Source organism: Phaeocystidibacter luteus (assembly GCF_008933115.1).
In the GTDB taxonomy this organism is placed as follows: Bacteria; Bacteroidota; Bacteroidia; order Flavobacteriales; family Schleiferiaceae; genus Phaeocystidibacter; species Phaeocystidibacter luteus.
On sequence record NZ_WBVO01000002.1, the window covers coordinates 302212 to 324718 of the forward strand.

Here is a 22507-nt window from a genome sequence, read left to right on the forward strand (position 1 = left end):
AAAAATTTGGAGTATTCTCTGGAAGTCTACTCTACATCTAGAATGTCCTGCAAATCATCTCCTCCTGCACTCACTTCCTGTGGGTCCATCTGACGATACATTGCTTGGATAATGCTGAAAACCAGACTTATTATCGCTCCGTACAATAGGAACATCAGTATAGCATACACAACTTCGATGTTTGCAAATGCCAAGGAGATCAACCCGAAGATCATGACGATTACGACCAACATGATGCCCAACACAAAGAAGGTTCCGAAATTCACCAAGACATTTTTGAAGCCACTCGTGAAGCCATGCTGAAGTGCGTCTCCAAATGAGTGATTGCCATAAGCCAAATAGTACGCTGGGAAAATGGTAATCGTTTGTGCCAAGTAGACCAACAAGTAGAACAAGAAGATTCTTCCTGCGGCGGTCTGCATGATTTCAATCAAAGCCATCTGAGACTCTGACTGCGCATATGGGTCACTCATACTCATACCCTGTGACATCATATCCATGTAAACCTGGAAAATTTGACCAGCAAGATCGCCCAAGGTGAGGTATCCAAAGAGTATCATCACCAAGAAATTAATCACCGTTAGCACCAAGGATATCCCAATAATTGGAACTGCTTTTTTGAATCCCTTGAAGGCGTCTGAAAAGGATACCTTCCCAAAATAGGCGCTATCAGCGATGTAACCATAACCATATAGGAGTGGCGAGATGAGAAGGAATAGCAAAGTCATTACTGAGATGAAAATGCCAAACTGGCCCGCTTGCAATGATGACGAGCCTACCGCTCCGGCTATCATTGCTACTACAAAGAAGGCCGCGAATACTACAAGACTAAAAAGCAGATGCCAGCCGATTGACTTTCCGAAAATTTTAAAACCGAGACTGAAGTTCGTCCCAAAGGATACCTTGTTATTCATAATTGATTAGTTGTTAGAGATGCCTAAAGCTACTGGATTTTTACCTTTGGTTTCAAATTACTCGCGTACATGAAAGTCTATCACTCCATCGATTCCTTCGAAACGATATCGAATGCGGTCGTTACTACAGGAACTTTTGATGGTGTGCATGTTGGCCACCGGAAGATTATTCAGCGATTGAACGAAGTCGCCGCCAAGAACAATGGGGAGTCCGTGCTCCTGACTTTTCACCCCCATCCTCGTGTTGTTTTGCAGCCAGACATGGAACTCAAACTCCTCACCAACCTGGATGAGAAAATTGCGCTTCTCGAAGATGCTGGACTCGATCATCTTATTATCCATCCGTTCACAAGAGAGTTCTCGCGTACGAGCTCACTCGAGTTTGTGAGGAATCTAATCGTGAACAAGATTGGCGCGAAGCACCTGGTTATTGGATACGATCACCACTTTGGTAGAAATCGCGAGGGAAGCTTCGACCACCTCGTGGAATTTGGTCCCGTTTATGGCTTTGACGTAGAGGAAATACCCGCCCAAGATATCGACGATGTAAACGTGAGCAGCACCAAAATTCGAAATGCTTTAACCGAGGGAGACGTAGAAACCGCACACAAGTATCTCACCTATCCTTTTCACGTTTCAGGATGGGTAGTGAAAGGCGATCAAATTGGTCATACCATCGGGTTTCCTACCGCTAATGTGGAGATTAACGATGTGAACAAGCTGATTCCAACCGATGGAGTATATGCCGTTCGCGTGAAACTATCCGACGGTTCCGTTAAAAGTGGAATGTGCAACATCGGACATCGACCAACCGTTCACGGAAGAGAACGCCGCATCGAAGTAAACCTCTTCGACTATAGTGGAGATCTCTACGGCGAGAAACTTGTCGTACGATTCTACCATCGGATTCGGGCAGAACAGAAGTTTGAAGGAGTGGAAGCGCTCAAAACTCAATTACACAAAGATGAAGTGGAAGCTCGCCGTTTGTTGGACGCTTAGTGTGCTGTCTTTTTCGTCATTCGCTCAAGAGTTGGTGGAGTACGACGACCTAGACGAGGCACTCGAGAATCCGCTAGAAGTACGCCACCTCGAGCTGAGAAAGGAACACTACACAGAGATTCCGGCCGAGGTTTGGCTCTTCCCAAATTTGGAGGTCCTCGACCTTGGAAAGAACGACCTTACCACCCTGCCAGATTCCATCGCTGAGCTGAAGAACCTTCGAGTAATCATTCTGGAGAAGAACGATTTCTCGGTATTTCCCATAGCGCTCCTCGCAATCGATTCGCTGGAAGAAATTTATTTATCCGACTGCCCAGTAGAAGCCATTCCAGAGAATATCGACGAGCTGACAAACCTTCGAATCCTCGATTTGTGGCATTCCAATATAGAAGGTATTCCGGCCACAATCGGAAATTTGACAAAACTGGAACGTCTAGACCTCCGTCAAACCTTTTTCTCGCAGCAGGCATTCGACGAACAGTTTCCCAAAGACTTTACTAAAGCTAACGTGCAACTGACTTCAGGATGTGATTGCCAGGATTGAAAGGCGCGAGGAAGCAGGCGAGAGGCCTGAGGCGTGAGGCTTGAGGCCGGTTGAGCATGGTTGTAGCGTGGGATGCTGGTTTTCCGGGCTGGAAAATCTAGGTGAGAAGTAATGGGTAAGTTTTTGATGAAGTGGAGTTTGGTGAGTCAAAAGTGGCTTTCTTAGCCTTTAGCCTTTAGCCTTTAGCCTTTGGCCTTTAGCTTCAAGCCTTTTTTTGCGTTTTTGCTTTTGGCGTTTTTGCGAGAACCACGCAAGAACCACGCAAAAACCACACGACAAAAAAAAGCGCCGCGCAAGTTTCCTCACGCGACGCCAATGCAAATTGAGAGCAGAGGTCTTAGAAACTAAACTCTACCCCTAACATATAGTTGATAGGTGCCTGAGGATAGAATCCCATGCCGTAGTACTGTTGGCCACCAAAAGCATAGGAGTATGAGTATCCATTTGGTGCATAGCTGGCGCTGAATACATTCAAAGCTGATACATACGCACGTATACGCTTCACATCTTCCAATGCCCATTGTCCCGATAATCGCAAGTCGGTCACGAAGTACTCTGGAAGTACCAATCCTTCTAGTCCGGTGTTGCTCAAGTATTGCTTACCTACGTACCTCGGTGTAATGGAAAGATCTAAGTTCTTCGGCAAGTGCGCCGTTGCCGTTAGGTTCGCAATAATAGAAGGTGAGTAGGAGATTGGCGTGTTACCTCTAGACACGAGGCCTTGTCCAATTACTTCTTCCACATAATCAAGGTTGCGGTTGTCACTGAAGGTGATGTTTTCGCTGATCGTAAACTGCGGAATAGGCTTCCAAGTAGATGAAATCTCAATCCCTGCACGGTACGACTCCCCTACATTTTCACGTATTGGCGCACCTACAGAATTGAGTTCGCCAGTCAGTGCAAGTTGGTTTGTGTAGTACATGAAGTACCCATTCACACTCCAACTGAAGTTGGTTGATCGTCCTTCGTAACCAACCTCTACATCCTGCAAACGCTCCGCTTCAGGCATGGCCTCGCCCGTAATCGCCGAGTTGAAGTAGTCTACACGATTAGGCTCGCGATTCGCTAAGGCGTAACTCGCATAAAGTCGACTGTTTGCCATGCGGTAAACCAATCCAGCCTTTGGGTTGAAGAACTGAAGGTCATCTTCAAAGTCGAATACCACATTTTCCTCTTCCGTTCCGCCACCACTGTAGTTCACCGTTCTAACTTGCATATCTGCATAAATAGAAAGCGCATCACTTATGGCGTAATCAGCTTTTACATATGCGTTGATGTTCGTTTTGACGCTGTTGTTGAAGTAAAATTCGTGATTCGGGTCGGCATCATTAATCCATCTCGCCCAAATTACGTTGCCATAATGGTCACCGTCATACTGATTCCAACCACCGCCGACAATCACGTTTACATTTCCAATATTACCAGTGGCATTCGCTACAACACCGTAGAAGTGGTTGTCGAGCCAAAGTCTGCGCGCCAAATCGGTTGTGGCAATGGTCGTGGTGTCAATAACAACGGGTGTTAGACCGTAATCCACGTGATTTTCATCTTCTCTAAACTCTTCATAGTAACCTGCGCCTCTAGTGTAGAAACCGGATAATCCGAGTTTCCAACCCGATTCTAAGTTGTGGTTGATGTGGAGTTGGTAGTAATCCTGACCATAGTTGTCAACCTGATCATCGTAGAACTTCACATTTCCATTTTCGTCAGTGTACAAACCAGCTGGGTTGAAAGTAGGGTCGGCCTCGTAGGTTGCTGAATCGGTGCCGTACCAAGCCTGATACGTACGCTCTCTACCGCCGAAAACTACAGCTTGGATAGTAGTGTTTTCAGCCTGATAACCGAGTGCCAAATAGTAACTTCTGAGGTCGCTGCTCGCACGATCAATCCAGCCATCACTCGTGATTCTAGAAGCTCTACCGTCTAGTGTCCAGTGGCCGTCAATCAACCCAGTACCAAAGTTCAAGGTGTAGCGCTGCGTGTTGAAGGAGCCACCACCGATGTGTACATCAGCATAAGCATCCTTCGTGAAGCTCTTCGTTTGCATGTTAATACTCGCACCAAATGCACCAGCACCATTCGTAGAGGTTCCTACACCGCGCTGAATCTGCATGCTGCTCAGGCTGGAAGCAAGATCGGGTGTGTTTACCCAGAATACGCCTTGCGATTCTTGGTCGTTTACCGGTACACCATTGATGGTGACATTGATTCGTGTTTGGTCGCTACCGCGGATACGAAGACCCGTATATCCGATGCCTGCGCCGGCGTCAGAAGTAGTCACAACCGATGGAGTGTTTTCCAGAATGTACGGCATGTCACGTGCTACATCATTCTGTTCGATTTCCTCTTCGCTGTAATCGGTTCTGGCCACAGGGTCATCGTCAGTCGCGCGAATGGCCGAAACTTCTACTGAAGTCAGGACCTGTTCATTCGGGACGAGGTTCACTGTGATGAAACCAGAAACTTCGGCTCCGATTTCGAAAGTTTCAAAACCGATGGCTCTGACCTTGACCTCTTCTCCGCTCTGTGCCTCTATGGTAAACGAACCATCTGGCAAGGTTGAAACGCGTTCGGATTGAGTGAAAACAACGGCATAGTCGACAGGTTCGCCGTTGGATTGATTAAGCACTTTCCCGGATACAGTCCTCTGCGCGAGTGCGCCGACAGACAATAGAAGGAAAATGCCAAGCATAGAAAATTGCTTCATGATAAGATGCTTATCACGAGAAACAGGGGCAATTACTCGCTTGGATTTCGTTTGTAGTTAATAATTCCCTTGGCAGCATTACCTGCCCAGGTTCAAAGGGTATAATCTCAGTCCGCTGGTAAGCGGACACCCCTGTGAGATCTGGCGCGAAGGTATTGAGGATATTTTGAAAACGACAAGGTTCCGCGTGGAATAGTGCGCTAAATGGGCGAAGCGGGCGACAATCAGCCTCTTACAGAAGTGCTTTTAATGCCCGTTTTGCATTGGCAAGCCGATCTTTTCCTTGGCCAGAAACGATGTGATAGGGGGTGTCGACAGTTTTAAGCTTTTCAACATACCGTTCCATGAGCTCTTCTCTGCGAGTGGGATGCTCACGCAAGGGGTCCTCTTCCCATTCGAGGTCTATGTCCATCAGGAGGTAAACATCCGGCTGATTCGACTTCCATAGGTCTACCCACTTTTGTGGACATAAGCCATATTTGACCTCCCACCAAATGATGAAGGTGAGCAGATCGGTATCGCACACAAGAATTCCTGCGTCCGATCTAAGCGCCGTAAGCTGTGAGTCAAGCTGAAGAGCGGACATCTTGTGCATGTCGGACTCATCGTATGACCGGCCTAAATTTTCTAGATATTCTCTTGCCATTTCGTCCACATACGCCGCCTCGAGCTCTGAAGCCATGGCCTTTGCGATGGTAGACTTACCCGTTGATTCGGGTCCGGTTATGACAACCGTTTTAGGCATACGGGGTTATGTCAACCGACTCAGATAGGTCTCCGCCCAAAACCTTCATCACAAACGAGGCCTTGCCTTCTTCCGTGAAGGTTCGCTCGATTTCGCGTTGAAGTGCAGGAAATACGACATCGCTTTCTCCGATTATGAGCGTGCTTGAGTAAGAGGTAATCGCTTTAATTCCATCGTATTCGTTCATTTTAACAATGAAAGAATCGACAATGCGGAGGTAATCCGAGGAAAGCGGATAACAGGAAATTTCTACCGTAAAAATCATGCTTGTGTTTTAGCGGAAAGTGCATGTAACTGAAGCGCGATGTCTTCTAGAAGTTGAGGGTCCTTTTCAGCTGCATTACCTACCACGACAACGTCCGCTCCTGCGCGGGCCGAGCGAAGAGCTTCTTCTACACTGCGTATGCCTCCACCAACGATGAGAGGAACATCAACTGCGTTGCGAACTGCGCCAACCATATCTGCTGAAACAGGATTCATCGCACCGCTGCCCGCATCTAAGTATATGTGATTCAATCCCAACATTTCTCCAGCCATGGCCGTACATGCGGCAATGTCTGGCTTGTCGGCTGGAAGAGGTAACGACCCCGATATGTACGAAGCGGTAGTTGGTCTTCCACCGTCAACCAACATATAGCCTGTTGAGATGGTTTCGAGATTGAACTGACGGATAAGTGGTGCAGCAATTACGTGCTGACCGATAAGGAGTTCCGGGTTTCTTCCAGAGATGAGAGAGAGGAATAGAAGCGCATCGGCTTCGGGAGTAACTTGTAGTGAACTGCCTGGGAACAGGATAATTTTCGCTTCAGTTAATGACTTAAGCGTCTTTATATGTTCGTCGAGTTCATACTTGGTCAATAAGCTGCCTCCGAAGAAAATCAACTCAATTCCACTTCGATTGATTACATCGGCAATACGGGAAAGGTAGTCTGTACCTGACTTATCGGGGTCGATAAGCACGGCCAGCGCCTTCTTGTTTTGCCGACGCAACTCTTTCAAATATGTATTCATCGAGTGGCCCATTGGATGGTTTTTGCAAACCTACGAAATCACGGTGAAAGCGGTATTTCACTTACGGCGTAAACTACATATTGGTTTGCATGAAAAAACCAACCGATTTTGCACGGGATATTTTCATCATCCGTAACTATCGCAGCGTCAACCGTTCCAGATTCAGAAACAGTGATTGGGTCAATGAATAAATGTTTCTTGAATTCTATTCCACCCATTCTGTGAAGTTTGAAAAGTGCCTCTTTCGCTCCCCACAGAATTTGAAGCTTGAATTGCGAATCGCCTCTGGCCACGTCATCAAGTTCGGCCATGTTCAAAAACTTCGTGGCTAAGCGAGATAACTTGGGACGCTCGGGTTCAACGTCTATTCCAACCCGGCGATTAGGGTGGTGGATGGCTGCTCCGTATTCTTGACTGTGCGCTAGCGAAATATAACCTGGGCCATCGAGAATAGGACATCTCCCTTCGTAATGCAGCATGTATTGGGGTCGCAATAGGCGTAGTGCGGTACGTGAAGCAATGAACTCTTTGCGCTTATGTTCGTGGTGAATCCTTTCATCAAGCCGACGGATGTCGTTCGGATGAAGGTTTACAGAATCGGCTTCCGTCACCTGATCAGTAGCGATTAAATTGATGGATACGTGATCCTCAGGATAATAGAGATGATGTTCAGGGGATTCCACTTTGAACTTGGGAGTGATTTCGATGTTAGAGTTGTATCTTTGCTAGCCGAAATTCACACAATAATAGATAGAATGAGCGAAACAGCAACTAAATACATTCCATACAAGGTAAAGGATATTTCCTTGGCCGATTGGGGACGTAAAGAAATTGAATTGGCAGAGGCAGAAATGCCAGGGTTGATGTCACTCCGCAAGGAGTATGGTGAGAGCAAGCCACTTAAAGGTGCTCGTATCGCGGGATGTCTTCACATGACCATCCAAACGGCAGTACTCATCGAAACACTCGTTGAGCTTGGTGCTGACGTTACTTGGTCTTCATGTAACATTTACTCAACTCAAGATCACGCCGCTGCTGCTATTGCTGCCGCTGGAATCCCTGTTTATGCATGGAAAGGCATGACCGAAGAGGAGTTTGATTGGTGTATCGAGCAGACGCTTTTCTTTGGTGAAGATCAAGCTCCACTAAATATGATTCTTGACGATGGTGGTGACCTTACTAATATGGTATTGGATCGCTACCCGCAGTTGATTGACGGAGTAGGAGGCATTTCTGAAGAAACTACTACGGGTGTTCACCGTTTGTACGAGCGCATGAAGAAGGGAACTCTTCCAATGCCGGCTATCAACGTGAACGATTCTGTAACCAAGTCGAAGTTTGATAACAAGTACGGTTGTCGCGAATCTGCGGTTGACGCTATTCGCCGTGCAACTGACGTGATGATCGCTGGTAAAGTAGCGGTTGTGGCTGGTTATGGTGACGTAGGTAAGGGAACGGCAGCATCGCTTCGTGGAAACGGTGCCCGTGTTATCGTTACCGAAATCGATCCAATTTGTGCGCTTCAAGCGGCAATGGACGGATACGAGGTGAAGCGCATGGAGAATGCCATTCCACGTGCCGACATCGTGGTTACAGCTACAGGTAATAAAGACATCGTTCGCGGTGAGCACTTCGAGATGATGAACGATAAGACAATCGTTTGTAACATCGGCCACTTCGACAATGAAATTGATGTTGCTTGGTTGAAGCAAAACCACGGAAGCTCACATGTTGAGATTAAACCACAGGTTGATAAGTACACGATTAACGGAAAAGACATCATCCTTCTCGCAGAGGGACGTCTTGTGAACCTTGGTTGTGCAACGGGTCACCCGAGCTTCGTGATGTCAAACTCATTCACCAATCAGGTATTGGCTCAAATTGAGCTATACAAGAACGGTGGAGAGTACAAGAATGAGGTTTACACACTTCCGAAGCACCTTGATGAGAAGGTAGCGGCCTTCCACTTGGAAGCAATTGGAGTGGAATTGGAAACACTTTCTCCAGATCAAGCCGAATACATTGGCGTGACAGTAGAAGGTCCATACAAGCCAGAATACTACAGATACTAAGTCGAGTATCTCTCAAAAAAGAAAGCCACGCATATCGCGTGGCTTTTTTTGTGCTTTTTGGTAAAAGATGGAAAAATACGACGCCCACCTTTATACCATATATATATGTCACATTATCGGTTCGTGATGTGAAGTCGGTCTCCCAAATAATCCACTCGGTAGGTTAAAACGGGATAAGTTGAGGATCCTTCAACGACGGTTCCGTCGAATAATAGGAACCGTGTATCGTCACAAGAACACTCTAAATACGTGTCCTCTACCACGTCCATTTGTCCGCATCCACGGTCATAATGTTCGGGACAAGCTCTTTCGTAGGCAACCCAATCATTTCCGTCGTTGTTGTTGTATCGGCGGTAAATGACGAGTCCCTTATACCCTCCGGGATTGTAGATCCAGCCTCCGATAAAGTTGATGGGCTGGGAGGAAGGGTTGTTCAGGTAGACGTATTCATCCACGAAAACATTGGGGATTTGCTGCGGGACGGAGTCTTCACACGCAAGCAAAAAAAGTGGGGCTAGAAAAAAAAGTTTTCGAAGCATGGAACAAAGATACGGCGTATTGCATTTAACATTTTGTTCACACAGAGCCAACCTGTTAGCGGCTTGGTGCGTCATTTTACCGAGTGCTCTCAGAGCCAAATTAGCTAAACTCCTCAGAATTCGGGGACTTAGCGTTTGGTGTGGCAGGTGAATTTCTTGTTATATTTACCCCTTTCTAACGACTAGGGTACGTTGATTTAACTACTTGGCTATATGATGAAACGATTACTCACGCTATTTCTTGTGGTATGTTCTGCAGGACTTTGGGCACAGACTCAACCGGGGTCTCTCAAGGGCGTAATCAAAGACAAAGTAACGGGCGAGACCATACCCCAAATGGCGGTTGAGCTCCAAGTTGGTGGCGAGACCATCCAAAAGGTGCTTTCCGATTTCGATGGAAACTACAGCATCGCACCAATTAATCCCGGAAGGTATACTATCATCTTCAGAGGTGGATTTAACTACGAAGACGTTATTGTTCGCGACATTCAGATTCTTGGTGGTTCAGTAACCACACAAGGAGCCGAGCTTCCTGCGAAAGGAACTGTTCTCGGTGATGTTGAAGTTATCTGGGAGCGACCTCTTGTAGAAGAAGGCAAGACCTCTTCTCGCCAGGTTGTTGACCGCGAAACAATTCAAAACCTCGGTTCTCGTGACTTGGGTGCGGTCCTTACCGTATCTGCCGGTGTATTCCAGGCGGATGAAGGTCAGGCCATCTCCGTGCGTGGTACACGTTCTGACGCGAACCAGGTATTCATCGATGGTGTAAAAGTTCGTGGTGGATCGAACGTACCGCGTGAGGCAATTGACAACGTCGAAGTAATTACCGGTGGTACACCAGCACAGTACGGTGACGCCCTCGGTGGTATTACAAACATTACAACTCGTGGTCCACAGCCAAATTACTTCGGTGGTGTGGAGCTCGTATCATCTACTCCGTTCTTCTTCGATGATCCATCGCACTACAACCTCGCAGGTTTGACACTCGGTGGTCCAATTTGGAAGCGCAAAACAGAAGGTGGTGGAGAGCAAACCGTAATCGGTTTCTTGCTTTCAACCGAATTCCAGTACCAATATGAGCCACGTCCTTTTGCAACTCCAGTGATGCGAGTGAGCGAAGGTAAGTTGGCATCCATGGAGGAAACTCCAATCCGTCCTTCTAACGTAGGTCAAGGGGTGTTGAACGAAGGAAACTTCCTCAGAGATTCTGACCTAGAAGAGATTCCTGCTCGTTTGAATGTTGATAACACTCAGATCCGTGTAAACGGTAACTTCAACATCCGCACAAGTGCAACAACCAACGTGGTAATCGGTGGTCGTTTCAACTACACTCGCGGAATGAACGGTGGATTCGCTAGCTCACTTATGAACTGGCAGAACAACTCTGAGTCAATCGCAACTGACTACTCTGGTTTTGCACGCTTTACTCAGCGTTTTGAAACAGGTGAGAACTCTACCTTGAAAAACTTGTACTATAGTATCCAGGTAGACTACACGCGTAACAATCGTAAGACTTGGGATCCGGTTCACCAAGACAACGTATTCCGTTACGGACACATTGGTAACTTCCAAACGTATCAGCGTCGTTTCTACACGTATACAACAGATGAGCAAACTGGTATCACCGCATGGGTACAGCAGCTCTATCAAGATACAGCAGTGACCTTCGCTCCAAGTAGCTACAACGAAGTGAGAAGTAACTACACTTCTGCTTACTATCGTTTCGTAGACGAAGGTCGTATCATCAACAACACATTCAACCTTAACAACATTCGTCAAGGTGGTGGTTTGATTAACGGTGACAACCCTGAATCTATCTATGGATTGTTCCAAGCAGTTGGTACAAACCAAGCGGGTTACAACCTCGGACGTAACTCTCAGTTCCGTGTTACAGCACAAACTACATTCGAAATTGGCAACCACGACTTGATCGCTGGTTTCGAGTTCGAGCAGCGTATCGACCGCTCTTACGGTTTGGCAGCAAACGGATTGTGGACTCAAATGCGTCTACTTCAGAACCAAGCAATTCTTCAGTTGGACTTGGATAACCCAATTCTTGTTTATGATGAGAACGGCGTATTCCAGGATACAATCAACTACAACCGTGCATTTGACCCTAGCGTGCCTCGTACATTCGACCGCAACGTTCGTAAAGAGCTAGGTTTCGATCCTAACGGTACAGATTACATCGACATCGATGCATACGATCCAGATTTCTACAGCTTGGATATGTTCTCGGCTGACGAACTTGTGAACGTAGGTGGTAACCAATACGTATCATACTTCGGTTATGATTACTTGGGTAACATTCAATCTGGTAACCCTACATTGAATGACTTCTTCACTCAAACGGACGAGAACGGAAACTTCACAAGACCGGTTCCGGCGTTCCAGCCACTATACATTGCTGGTTACATTCAGGACCGTTTCTCTTTCCGCAACTTGAACTTCAACGTTGGTCTACGTGTTGACCGCTTCGACGCGAACCAGCCAGTATTGAAGGATCCATATTCACTTTACCCAGTGAGAACTGCAGGTGAGGTTCGCAATATGTCTCTCGGTGGTGAGATTCCAAATTCAATTGGTGACGACTACGTAGTTTATGTAAACGACGTATCTAACCCAACTTCAATTACAGGTTACCGCGATGGTGACCAGTGGTACGATGCACAAGGTGATCCATTGGCTAACCCGAAAGATATCGCGGATATCTCTGGTGGTCAGGCTCAACCATATGTAATTGGTGCAACTGCAAACGGTCGTCCGGAGCTTAGCCCTGACGGATTTGAGGATTACACTCCACAGGTGACATTCTCTCCACGTGTTTCATTCCAGTTCCCTATTACGGATAAGGCATCATTCTTCGCTCACTACGACATCCTCGTTCAGCGTCCAAGCCCAGGTTTGGCTCGATTCAATCCATTCGATTACTTGCAGTTGGACATCTTGAACAACGCAGGATTCTTGGCTAACCCTAACTTGAAGCCACAGCGTACGACTGACTACGAAATTGGTTTTGAGCAGGTGTTGAACGAGCGCTCACTTCTTCGTCTCTCTGCATTCTATAAGGAGCAGCGTGATTTGATTCAGACTGTGAGCATCAACGAAGCTTACCCGATCACTTACGTGACATACGGTAACCGTGACTTCTCAACTGTAAAAGGTTTCGTGATTGGCTACGAACTTCGTCGTACCAACAACATCTTGATGAACGCGAACTATACCCTTCAGTTTGCTGATGGTTCTGGTTCAGGTCCTAACTCTGGTGCGAACCTCGCACGTTCAGGTCAGCCTAACTTGCGTTACATCCTTCCGTTGGACTTCGATACTCGTCACCAGATTACAGCGTCGATTGACTACCGTTACGGATTTGGTGCTTCTTACAACGGACCAGTATGGTGGGGATCTAACGTATTCCAGGGTGCAGGTATCAATATCCTAGCACGTGGTTCATCAGGTACTCCATACACTGCTCGTGTTCGTGCATTCGAATTGACTGACGGAGCTAGCGGTGTTCCATTGACAGGACAAATCAACGGTTCACGTCAACCGTGGATCTTCTCTGTAGACATGACAGTAAACAAAGTATGGCAGCTCGAGCCGGGTGTTCGTGGTGGACAAACATTCGAACTTTACGTTGCTGTCCTCAACCTCTTCGATACAAGAAACGTATTGAATGTGTATGCATACACCGGTGCTCCGGATGACGACGGTTGGTTGGCTTCTCCTCAGGGCCAGACTTCTATCGCGTTCCGTGCGGACGCTCAGTCTTACGCCGACCTTTACAACGTGGCTGTGAACTCACCGTTCAACTACACGTTACCTCGTCGTATTCGTCTAGGTGTACGTTATAACTTCTAATCAGCAAGAACTAAAAAGCGATAGTATCATGAAAAGAGATCTCCGCATCTTACCATGGCTTCTCAGCATCTTCGCGGTATTTACCGTGGAGGCTCGCGAGATTCCTGGATTGCCGTCAGGAAGCGGCAAGAACATGGAGTCGAACAAATCGGTAGAGGAACTCTGCCAGCCGGCTCAGGCTCAGTCCGACCTTAACATCAACAACGTGCGTGCTACCATTCTAGGTGGTGGTGACATGTGGTGGGATTTGAACCAAGCACGATATGAAGTTCCAAAAGGTTCCAACCGTCACTCAATGTTCGCCGGCGCACTTTGGCTCGGTGGTGTTGATGAAGGTAACCAGCTAAAGTTGGCCGCAATGACCTACCGTCAGCGTGGTAACGACTACTGGCCTGGCCCACTTTCTGACGATGGATTGGCTACAGTTACGAAGGAAGTGTGTGACCGTTACGACCGTCACTGGATTATCCTTCGTGAGCAAGTAGACATCCACAAAGCTTGGTTGGAATGTAAAGACGATCCAGATTGTGACGTTGCTGATGAGTTCCCTGGATACGAAGGAAACATTCCTGAAATCATCCTCAACTGGCCAGCACATGGTATCGATAACGAGCTCCCTTATCGCTTGGCTCCGTTTATCGACCGTGATGGTGACGAACTCTACGATCCATTTATTGACTACCCAGCGTACGACATCGATCGTGCATTCGACTGCCAATTGAAGGAAGTAGACCTTCTTTATGGTGACCAGACTATCTGGTGGGTATACAACGACCGCGGTAACGTTCACTCTGAGACACAAGCAGGTGCTCTCGGTTTCGAAATCCGCGCTCAAGCTTTCGCGTTCACAACGAACGACGAAATCAACAACATGACATTTAACAACTATCGTATCATCAACAAGTCGACATTCCGCTTGACGAATACGTACTTCTCAACTTGGTTCGATCCAGATTTGGGATTTGCACAGGATGATATCATTGGTTGTGACATTCCACGTGGTTTGGGTTACTGCTACAACAGTGACTTCGAAGACGAAGGTCCTTTCGGTTACGGTGAATATCCACCAGCTGTAGGTTTCGACTTCTTCCAAGGTCCATTTGCGGATTACTTCGACGGACTCGACAACGACCGTGACGGTTGTGTGGACGGTGTTCGTGACGAAGATGGAAACTGTGTGGCTGAAGATCCAGCTGTTGGTCGCAACGAGCGTATCATCATGTCTGGCTTCATGTACTACAACAACACAGGTGACCCTGCTTCAGGTAACCCGAATTCAGCTGCTGAATTCTACAACTACATGCGTTCACGTTGGAAAAACGGTAACCCACTTGTAGTAGAGAACCCAAGCGGTCCAGGTAACACTGGTAACGGTGACGGTTATACGCCTGACGGTTCTGGTCTAGCTACATTGTTCGCTTACCCAGGTAACACATTCGATACTACGGGTGTAACCGCGCCGACTGCGCCTCAAAACTGGTATGAGTCTCCTTCAAACCAGGAGGATAAGCGTGGTCTTCACAATGCCGGTCCATTCTCTTTGGCTCCAGGTGCATTGAACTTCATTACAACAGGTGTTGTTTGGGAGCGTAACTTCCAAACTCAGGACCTATTTGCTTCGGTAGAAGAGGTAATTATTGCTGATGATAAAGCACAGCAATTGTTCGACAACTGCTTCCAGGTGTTGAACGGTCCAGATGCTCCAGATGTAGAGTTGATCGAGTTGGATCAAGAATTGGTTGTGACTCTTAAGTACGGTTCTGCTGCGAATAACGCGAACCTAGATTACCGCGAGCGCGATCCATTGATTCCAGTTCCACCGGGTAAAACTGAGTCTGAAGTATTGGCGGATAACCCGAACTACTTCGACTATGTATTCGAAGGTTTCCAGGTATTCCAATTGGAGAATGAGAACGTTTCTATCGCTGACCGTTACGATCCAGCTCAGGCCCGTCTCGTTGCTCAGTGCGATATCAGAAACGGAGTTACTCAGCTCATCAACTGGGAGCTCGATCCGAACATGAACCAGTTGGTTCCAATGGATATGACTCTTGAGACTAGTGACGCGGGTATCCAAATGTCATTCAGCATTAAAGAAGATGCATTTGCGACTACTACTCGTACACTTAAGAACCATACAGAGTATTACTTTACGGTAATTGCTTACGCATACAACGAATACGAGCCGTTCGATCCATTCAGCTCACCTGATGGACAGCGCAAGCCATTCTTGGCGGGTCGTAACAACATTTCTACCTACACTGGTATTCCGCACAGAACGGAAGCAGAAAATGGAGGTATGGGCTTGAATGCGAACTATGGTGACGGTATCGAAATCACTCGCATTGAAGGCGAGGGTAACTCAGGTATCGACCTTTCATTCAAAGCTGAAACAGAAGACGAAATCGTTCGCAACTTCTCGACTCCTAGAGCTACTTACTCTCAAGGTCGTGGTCCAATCGATGTGAAGATTGTAGATCCTCGTAACGTACCGGCAGGTGAGTTCCTCATGAGATTTGACGGTACTAATAACGATGCAAACTGGGAGCTTTACACAGACACTGACACAATTTTGTCTCGTCGTAACATCGGCTTCTTGAATGAGCAAATCATTCCTGAGCTCGGTATCTCAGTTGTTGTTGAGAATGTTCGTAAGCCAGGTAATGATACAAACGGTGTATTCAACAACGGTATCATTACAACAGAGCAAGTTTTCGCAGATCCGACTAACCCTTGGTTGTCTGGTGTGCCAGATGATGATAACTACAATCCTTTCAACTGGATTTTGGCGGGTACGAATACAGTACCGACAGAAGAACCAGCTGAACTCTATCCTGACTTCAGTGGAGACCCTAGAGGATTCTACGAAGACATGGTTAACGGAACTTGGGGTCCTTTCTACTACGTAAGCTTCCTAGGCCGTGGTACTTCACCACAAGGTCGCCCAGTATTTGGTATGGGACCATCTGACTCTATTGTAGGTAACATTGGAGCGCGTCTCAAGCCAGAGAATCTCAGATCTGTTGACATCGTGTACACAGATGATCACACGAAGTGGACCCGCGTACCTGTATTCGAATTGGGTGAAGACCCTGCCTTGACTGAAGGTGGTGCGGCTAAGCTAAGTTTGAGAAATGCCGATGGTTGGGACTTGGTGAACGGCGAACTCGTTCGTGATCCATCTACTCCAGGATGGTCGTGGTTCCCAGGTTACGCGATTGACCTTGAAACAGGTCAGCGTCTGAACATGGCCTTCGGTGAGAACTCATGGATGGCAGCTGATCGTGGTGACGACATGCTTTGGAACCCAACTTCTACTGTAGTCGTGTCTCCTGGAGATAACATTACTGGTGGATACAGATTCGGTGGTCAGCACTATCTCTACGTCTGGGCTCCAACTGTAATCCGCGGTATTACTCCAACGGATATCTCGTACAAGGGCAGTGACGAAACTCAAAACCCGATGTACAACGAGTTCCAGAACATTGGATCTGCGATTAACAAGAGAGCAATCTTCTAGGGATGTATGTATGTGAATATTCCACTTGTAAACCCAGTTTACGACGACGTGAATATCTACGAGAACATGCCAAGTGAAGTACGTACTAGAATCAGAATGAACCGTCCGTATGCGAAGTACCAGCCAGCTGGAACTACTCCGCAGAACGCAGGTAACCCATTGTATGAGTTTAGTACTACAGATTTTGCTACTGCGAAGAACCAAGGGTCAATTGCAACAAGAGAGCTTGAAAACATTCGAGTTGTACCTAACCCTTACTACGCAAGAAGTGCATACGAGACTTCTCAGCTAGAGAATCAAGTGAAGTTCACAAACCTTCCGCAAGAGTGTACGATTAGCATCTTTAGTACAAACGGCACGATGATTCGCCAAATCAACAAGAACAACTCATCTACGTGGTTGGCTTGGGACTTGACGAATGACTACGGTGTGCCAATCGCTTCAGGTGTATACATCATCCACGTTGACGCGGGTGATATCGGAGAGGCAATCATCAAATGGTATGGTGCACTTCGTCCGGTTGACTTGAACGCATTCTAAGGAAGTACTAAGTATTCAGAATAGACTATGAGAAAAGCAGTATATAGCACAATGTTGGCAGTCGCGGTGGCAAGCACCGCGGCCTTTGCCGGCAACCCTCAGCGTGCAGGATCAGCTGGAGCCAATGAGTTGCTTATCAACCCATGGGCAGGTAGCGCTGGTTTTGCAAACTCAAACATCGCGAGTGCCACTGGTCTTGAAGCGACGTTTATGAACATCGCAGGCTTGGCATTTACCGAGGGTACTGAAGTTGGTTTCGCCAACACGCAGTGGTTGATCGGTTCAGATATCTCTGTGAACAGCGGTGGTCTTGCTCAGCGAGTAAGCGAAACTGGTGTATTGAGTATCTCCGTACAATCATTTGATTATGGCGAGTGGGAAGTAACGACCGAAGACCTTCCTGACGGAGGCGCAGGTACAATTTCTCCGACCGCACTAACTTTTGCATTGGGTTACGCTCAAATGTTTACCTCCGAAATCCACGGTGGTGTGAACATCAAGGTGTTCAACTCAAACATCTCAAACTTGAACGCTACAGGTGTTGCTATCGACGCGGGTGTTCAGTACGTAACTGGTGACAAAGACCAGTACAAGTTTGGTGTTACTTTGAAGAATGTTGGTCCTTCTTTCGGATACAGCGGTGACGGTCTAGATATCGTTCTTCCTGTTCCACAAGGTGGTTACACGCAAAGCTTCCAGTCTCGTTCTGCCGAGTTTGAATTGCCTACCCAGCTTTCGATTGGTGCTGCTTACGACATCCACTTAGTGGAAGACGTTCACCGATTGACAGTTAACGGCGCATTCATCTCTAACTCCTTCGAGAAAGACAACTACGTTCTTGGTCTCGAGTACGGATGGAGAAACTGGTTCGCAGTTCGTGCAGGGTATAGAATCGACGATAACCGTGTAGACGGTCGTCGTTCATCTGCCATCACAGGTCCAGCTTTCGGCTTCACCGTAAACGCTCCATTGGGAAGCTCTTCAAACTTCAAGCTTGATTACGCTTACCGTATGACTACAAACTTCGGTGGTATTCATACAATCGGTGGTACGTTCGCTTTGAACTAAGAAAATCCACTGCGGTTTTAGTTTTCCGCAGTTACATTCCGAAATTGTATATTTGCAGTGAAATGAGGCCATTAATGGTCTCATTTTCTTTTGAATACACTCACTATGTCGCAGATATCTTATTACACTCCAGAGGGGCTTAAGAAGCTCCGTGAAGAACTCGATCACATGAAGTCGATTGAGCGTCCGCGCATTTCTCAGCAAATCGCAGAAGCTCGTGATAAAGGTGACTTGTCGGAGAACGCAGAGTATGATGCGGCAAAGGAAGCTCAAGGCTTGCTCGAGATGAAAATCGCGAAGCTCGAGGAAGAACTTTCCAATGCACGTATCATCGACGAATCTCAACTCGATACATCTAAAGCACTCGTGCTTTCTAAAGTCCGCATCAAGAATACTACCAACGGAATGGAAATGACCTACACCTTGGTTAGTGAGAAAGAAGCAGACCTCAAAGCCGGAAAGATTTCAGTTACCTCACCCATCGGTAAAGGCCTCCTAGGCAAAAGCGTAGGTGACGTTGCAGAGATTCAAGTTCCAAGTGGAAATCTTAAATTCGAAGTACTCGAAATTTCAAGATAAACCCACATGGCTTCAATTTTTACGAAGATTATAAATGGCGAAATTCCTTGTCACAAAGTGGCAGAAACGGATTTCGCCATTTCTTTTTTAGATATACGTCCCCTTAAACGCGGACACACCCTCGTCGTTCCCAAGGAAGAGGTTGATAAGCTCTTCGACCTTCCAAAGGCAGATTACGATGGCGTAATGGACTTGGCTTACAGAGTAGGAGCGGCGATGGAAAAGGCTATCGATTGTAAGCGCATCGGCGTGGCAGTTCTTGGCCTCGAAGTTCCACATGCTCATGTGCACCTCATCCCAATCGATTCCGAGAAGGATTTGAACTTTGGAAACCCAAGGCTAGAGTTTACGGACGAAGAGTGGGAGAGCATTGCCAATGAAATCAAGGCTGCGCTGTAGAGGCTAGCGCTGCCGATCAGGATTGTTTTTTAGGAAGGATTCCCATCCGCTATAAGACTTAACACCGCCCAGAGGTGATGAGGAGGTGTAATGATGGCAGGTTGCCACAGCCAAGCCATCGGTCGCATCGAGCAACTTTGGAATCTCCTTGAAGCCATAAATGTTCTTCAACATTCCCGCTACCTTTTCCTTACTGGCATTCCCATCGCCCGTTATGCTTTGCTTTACGCGTTTGGGAGGGTATTCTGTAACGGGAATTTGCCTTGCCAATCCTGCAGCCATTACCACACCCTGCGCTCGTCCAAGTTTCAACATAGATTGGACGTTCTTACCAAAGAAGGGGGCTTCTAACGCCATTTCATCTGGAAGGTACTCCTCGATAATCTTCTGCGTGCTTTCAAAAATGTGCCGCAAACGCGTGTAATGGTCGTCCTTCACTTTAAACTTGACCACATCGAAGGTGAGTAATTCGGCGTTCTTGCCAACTTGTTTGATGACACCGTATCCCATCACAGTCGTTCCAGGGTCAATGCCAAGGATAATCTTCTCACTCTTCGCCATGAAACAAACCTAGGCTTTTTTGCCTATTTTTCGGAGTGTTTTTAGCAGCCATCCCCCTATTAGGTTACGCGGTATTCGCACGATTTCTGGCAAACGGGTTTAGAAAGGAGATATCCGTTGACGCAGAAACACCTCTTTCTCCAATTTCAGTCATTCTCCCTTTCCGAAATGAAGCGAAAGTCCTTTCAAGCTGTACTTCGGCCATTTTAGATGCGCTGGGAAGTACCGATCAGTTGGTTATGGTCGACGACTCATCCACCGATGAGAGTTTGACTATGGCCCGTGAATTGGCGGGGAAGGATGCAAGGGTGACCGTTCTTCAAGCTGATGGAGAAGGAAAGAAGGCGGCTTTGGAAGTTGGAATTGCCGCCGCCCAGAATGACATTATTTTCACCGTTGATGCCGATGTCTATCCCCAATCACATTGGCCCGCGGTAATGCTTCAAGCATTTACAGAGCCAGATATCCACATGGTTTGTGGAAACGTGCATATCAAGCAGACTGAAAGTAGCATCTCAACACTCTGGGAAGCCATCGACTTCATGAGTTTGGTGGGCAGCGGCAGAGCCCTGACTGCACAAGGCTGGGCCGTCATGTGTAATGGAGCAAACCTCGCCTTTCGTAAATCATCATTCGAAAGAGTAGGAGGATATACCAAGCACAAACAGATTCCGAGTGGTGACGATGTGTTCCTAATGCACGAAATGATGCACGCTTTTCCCGGTGGCGTGGTTCCAGCTTCAGATTTGGCCTACGGTGGAGTAGAAACGCTCCCTCAAAAAGGCTTTTACAAGCTGTTTCAGCAAAGAATTCGCTGGGCGGGGAAAGGAGTAAGCTACACAGATAAGCATGCGATATTCGTCACATGGCTTATTGGTGGACTTTCACTAATCACAACCATACTGGGTGTTCTCACTATTTTTTGGGTTGATGCACTCGTGAGTTGGTTGATCTTATGGGTGGGTAAGGCCGCGATTGATACTGTTCTACTTTCCACCTACAACCGTGGATATAAGCGACAAATTCCCCTTTGGGCAATCTCCATTCAAGCTTTGTTGTACCCGTACTACACCACGCTCATTGCGGTGCTTGCACCGTTCGTCAAGTTTTCTTGGAAAGGCCGTTATTTATCTCGGTCGGCCAAAGAGTAGACGATATCCCTTCCGGTGACAGATTGGAACAACCTCAAGTCGAAGAATTCCGTGGCCGCATACAAATGGTCGAAGATATCACTCTGAATACCCTCGTAGTTTTCCCAAACGATATCAGCACTGAAACAATAAACCTCTAGCGGAATTCCTTGTGCTGTGGGTTGAAGTTGACGAACCATGACCATTGCTCCATCGCGTTTGGCAATCTTCGGATGGTTCTCAAGGTATTTCTTGATGTACGCCCGATACACGCCAATGTTCGTTTGGTGACGTCCATTGATGCTCGCCGCTCCCTTATCGTAACCATGCTCATCGTTGTACTTGTCAATCTCACCCTGACGCTTTTCAACATAATCAGATACAAAGGCGATTTTCGAATAGCGTTTCAGCATTTCTTCATCACACAAGGCTATGCTGTTGATGTCGATGAGGATGTTCCGCTTAATTCGGCGCATATTCGCGTTCTTCATACCTCTCCAATTCACAAAGGAGTCAGATACAAAGGCCTTAGCGGGGATTGAACTAATCGTGTTATCCCAGTTGCGAACCTTCACGGTAGTGAGGTCGATACTTACAACGTCTCCATCTACACCGAACTTCTCAAAAGTGATCCAATCTCCCTTTTCGACAAGATCGTACATGGTGATCTGGAAATTGGCCAGCAGTCCATTGATGGTGTCCTGAAAGATGAGAATCAAGATCGCCGTTGCACCAGCGAAGGCGCCTAGAATGCTTCCAACCTTAGCATCTATGATAATGCTGAAGGCCACTATCACAGCGACGAAGATGTTCATCACTTGGAGGACCTGAAGGATGGTCTTGATCGGCTTACCCTTGAAGGTTTCATTCTCCTCCGTGTAGCGCATGAGCGCCTTGAAAAGTCGGTTGAGCGCTGCAGCCGAGAGGATGGTTACATAAATCTGAGCGATCCTTTCAAGTGGACCAATCATGTAATCCAGGTCGCGGAAGATGTACGGAATACTCAGAAGAATGATAACACCCGGAATGATGTGTGCTAGGTTCCGGAAAACCTTATTTTCAAGCAGGTAATCATCCCAAGTAACCTTGGTTTTCTTTACAATGCGATGCGCTATGGCAAGTAGGATTCTACGCGCTATGTAGTCCGCAATCAAACTAATGACCGCAAGAGCGGCAAGGTCGAGCAGTAGAGTAAGTAGAAGTACCCACGTATCGTTTAAGCCCTGACCTGTAAGCCATTCGTGGGCCCAATGCGTGATCTCAATTTTCTCGAGAATATCGCCTTCTTGTAACCACATTAAATCCATGCGACAAATGT

Annotated in this window: 19 protein-coding genes; 10 read left to right on the forward strand and 9 right to left on the reverse strand. The window is 47.1% G+C overall.

Annotated features, from left to right (window positions below):
- Positions 1–26: 26 nt before the first annotated feature.
- A complete protein-coding gene (locus tag F8C67_RS05160) occupies positions 27–914 on the reverse strand; it encodes a hypothetical protein (protein WP_151666740.1) in 888 nt (295 codons plus the stop codon).
- 69 nt (positions 915–983) lie between these two features.
- On the opposite strand from F8C67_RS05160, the gene F8C67_RS05165 reads away from it, so the two are divergent.
- Complete coding sequence (locus F8C67_RS05165) at positions 984–1913, forward strand: bifunctional riboflavin kinase/FAD synthetase (RefSeq protein WP_151666741.1); 930 nt, start codon at positions 984–986, stop codon at positions 1911–1913.
- The gene (locus F8C67_RS05170; RefSeq protein WP_151666742.1) at positions 1879–2457 is read left to right on the forward strand and encodes a leucine-rich repeat domain-containing protein; all 579 of its coding nucleotides are present in this window, start codon (positions 1879–1881) and stop codon (positions 2455–2457) included. Before F8C67_RS05165 ends, F8C67_RS05170 begins: the two co-directional genes overlap by 35 nt.
- Before the next feature lie 337 nt (positions 2458–2794).
- Here the strand turns inward: F8C67_RS05170 and F8C67_RS05175 are convergent, their stop codons facing one another.
- The 5 genes from F8C67_RS05175 to F8C67_RS05195 all read right to left on the reverse strand — a co-directional run bounded on the left by F8C67_RS05175 (position 2795) and on the right by F8C67_RS05195 (position 7603).
- A complete protein-coding gene (locus F8C67_RS05175) occupies positions 2795–5164 on the reverse strand; it encodes a TonB-dependent receptor (RefSeq protein ID WP_151666743.1) in 2370 nt (789 codons plus the stop codon).
- 232 nt (positions 5165–5396) lie between these two features.
- Positions 5397–5909, reverse strand: coding sequence for an AAA family ATPase (locus F8C67_RS05180; protein WP_151666744.1), 513 nt, complete (start codon positions 5907–5909; stop codon positions 5397–5399).
- Positions 5902–6174 carry a YkoF family thiamine/hydroxymethylpyrimidine-binding protein gene (locus F8C67_RS05185; protein WP_151666745.1) on the reverse strand — a complete coding sequence of 91 codons (273 nt, stop codon included), beginning with the start codon at positions 6172–6174 and terminating at the stop codon, positions 5902–5904. Before F8C67_RS05185 ends, F8C67_RS05180 begins: the two co-directional genes overlap by 8 nt.
- A complete protein-coding gene (locus F8C67_RS05190) occupies positions 6171–6932 on the reverse strand; it encodes a phosphoglycerol geranylgeranyltransferase (RefSeq protein WP_151666746.1) in 762 nt (253 codons plus the stop codon). Before F8C67_RS05190 ends, F8C67_RS05185 begins: the two co-directional genes overlap by 4 nt.
- Positions 6933–6958: 26 nt before the next feature.
- A complete protein-coding gene (locus F8C67_RS05195) occupies positions 6959–7603 on the reverse strand; it encodes a 4'-phosphopantetheinyl transferase family protein (RefSeq protein WP_151666747.1) in 645 nt (214 codons plus the stop codon).
- A gap of 72 nt (positions 7604–7675) precedes the next feature.
- Here F8C67_RS05195 and ahcY point away from each other — a divergent pair, with 72 nt between their 5' ends.
- A complete protein-coding gene (gene ahcY / locus F8C67_RS05200; protein WP_151666748.1) occupies positions 7676–8992 on the forward strand; it encodes an adenosylhomocysteinase in 1317 nt (438 codons plus the stop codon).
- Between the two features lie 113 nt (positions 8993–9105).
- Here the strand turns inward: ahcY and F8C67_RS05205 are convergent, their stop codons facing one another.
- Positions 9106–9531 carry a Rieske (2Fe-2S) protein gene (locus tag F8C67_RS05205; protein WP_151666749.1) on the reverse strand — a complete coding sequence of 142 codons (426 nt, stop codon included), beginning with the start codon at positions 9529–9531 and terminating at the stop codon, positions 9106–9108.
- Between the two features lie 216 nt (positions 9532–9747).
- On the opposite strand from F8C67_RS05205, the gene F8C67_RS05210 reads away from it, so the two are divergent.
- The 6 genes from F8C67_RS05210 (at position 9748) to F8C67_RS05235 (ending at position 19498) form a co-directional block, all read left to right on the forward strand.
- Positions 9748–13392 carry a TonB-dependent receptor gene (locus tag F8C67_RS05210; protein WP_170266373.1) on the forward strand — a complete coding sequence of 1215 codons (3645 nt, stop codon included), beginning with the start codon at positions 9748–9750 and terminating at the stop codon, positions 13390–13392.
- 28 nt (positions 13393–13420) lie between these two features.
- Complete coding sequence (locus F8C67_RS05215; protein ID WP_151666751.1) at positions 13421–16912, forward strand: hypothetical protein; 3492 nt, start codon at positions 13421–13423, stop codon at positions 16910–16912.
- Positions 16913–16918: 6 nt separating this feature from the next.
- Complete coding sequence (locus F8C67_RS05220) at positions 16919–17452, forward strand: T9SS type A sorting domain-containing protein (protein ID WP_151666752.1); 534 nt, start codon at positions 16919–16921, stop codon at positions 17450–17452.
- 27 nt (positions 17453–17479) lie between these two features.
- A complete protein-coding gene (locus tag F8C67_RS05225; protein ID WP_151666753.1) occupies positions 17480–18520 on the forward strand; it encodes a PorV/PorQ family protein in 1041 nt (346 codons plus the stop codon).
- 105 nt (positions 18521–18625) lie between these two features.
- On the forward strand, positions 18626–19099 hold the full coding sequence (gene greA, locus F8C67_RS05230) for a transcription elongation factor GreA (protein WP_151666754.1): 474 nt from the start codon (positions 18626–18628) through the stop codon (positions 19097–19099).
- 6 nt (positions 19100–19105) lie between these two features.
- Positions 19106–19498, forward strand: a complete 393-nt coding sequence (locus F8C67_RS05235; RefSeq protein ID WP_151666755.1) for an HIT family protein — start codon at positions 19106–19108, stop codon at positions 19496–19498.
- A gap of 3 nt (positions 19499–19501) precedes the next feature.
- On the opposite strand, the gene ruvC is transcribed toward F8C67_RS05235, so the two are convergent.
- Positions 19502–20059, reverse strand: a complete 558-nt coding sequence (gene ruvC / locus F8C67_RS05240; protein WP_151666756.1) for a crossover junction endodeoxyribonuclease RuvC — start codon at positions 20057–20059, stop codon at positions 19502–19504.
- A gap of 35 nt (positions 20060–20094) precedes the next feature.
- On the opposite strand from ruvC, the gene F8C67_RS05245 reads away from it, so the two are divergent.
- Positions 20095–21210, forward strand: a complete 1116-nt coding sequence (locus F8C67_RS05245; RefSeq protein ID WP_151666757.1) for a glycosyltransferase — start codon at positions 20095–20097, stop codon at positions 21208–21210.
- Here the strand turns inward: F8C67_RS05245 and F8C67_RS05250 are convergent.
- Positions 21183–22496 (reverse strand): mechanosensitive ion channel family protein, encoded by a 1314-nt coding sequence (locus F8C67_RS05250; protein ID WP_151666758.1) that lies wholly within the window; start codon positions 22494–22496, stop codon positions 21183–21185. The two genes, F8C67_RS05245 and F8C67_RS05250, sit on opposite strands and share 28 nt — an antisense overlap.
- Positions 22497–22507 lie beyond the last annotated feature (11 nt).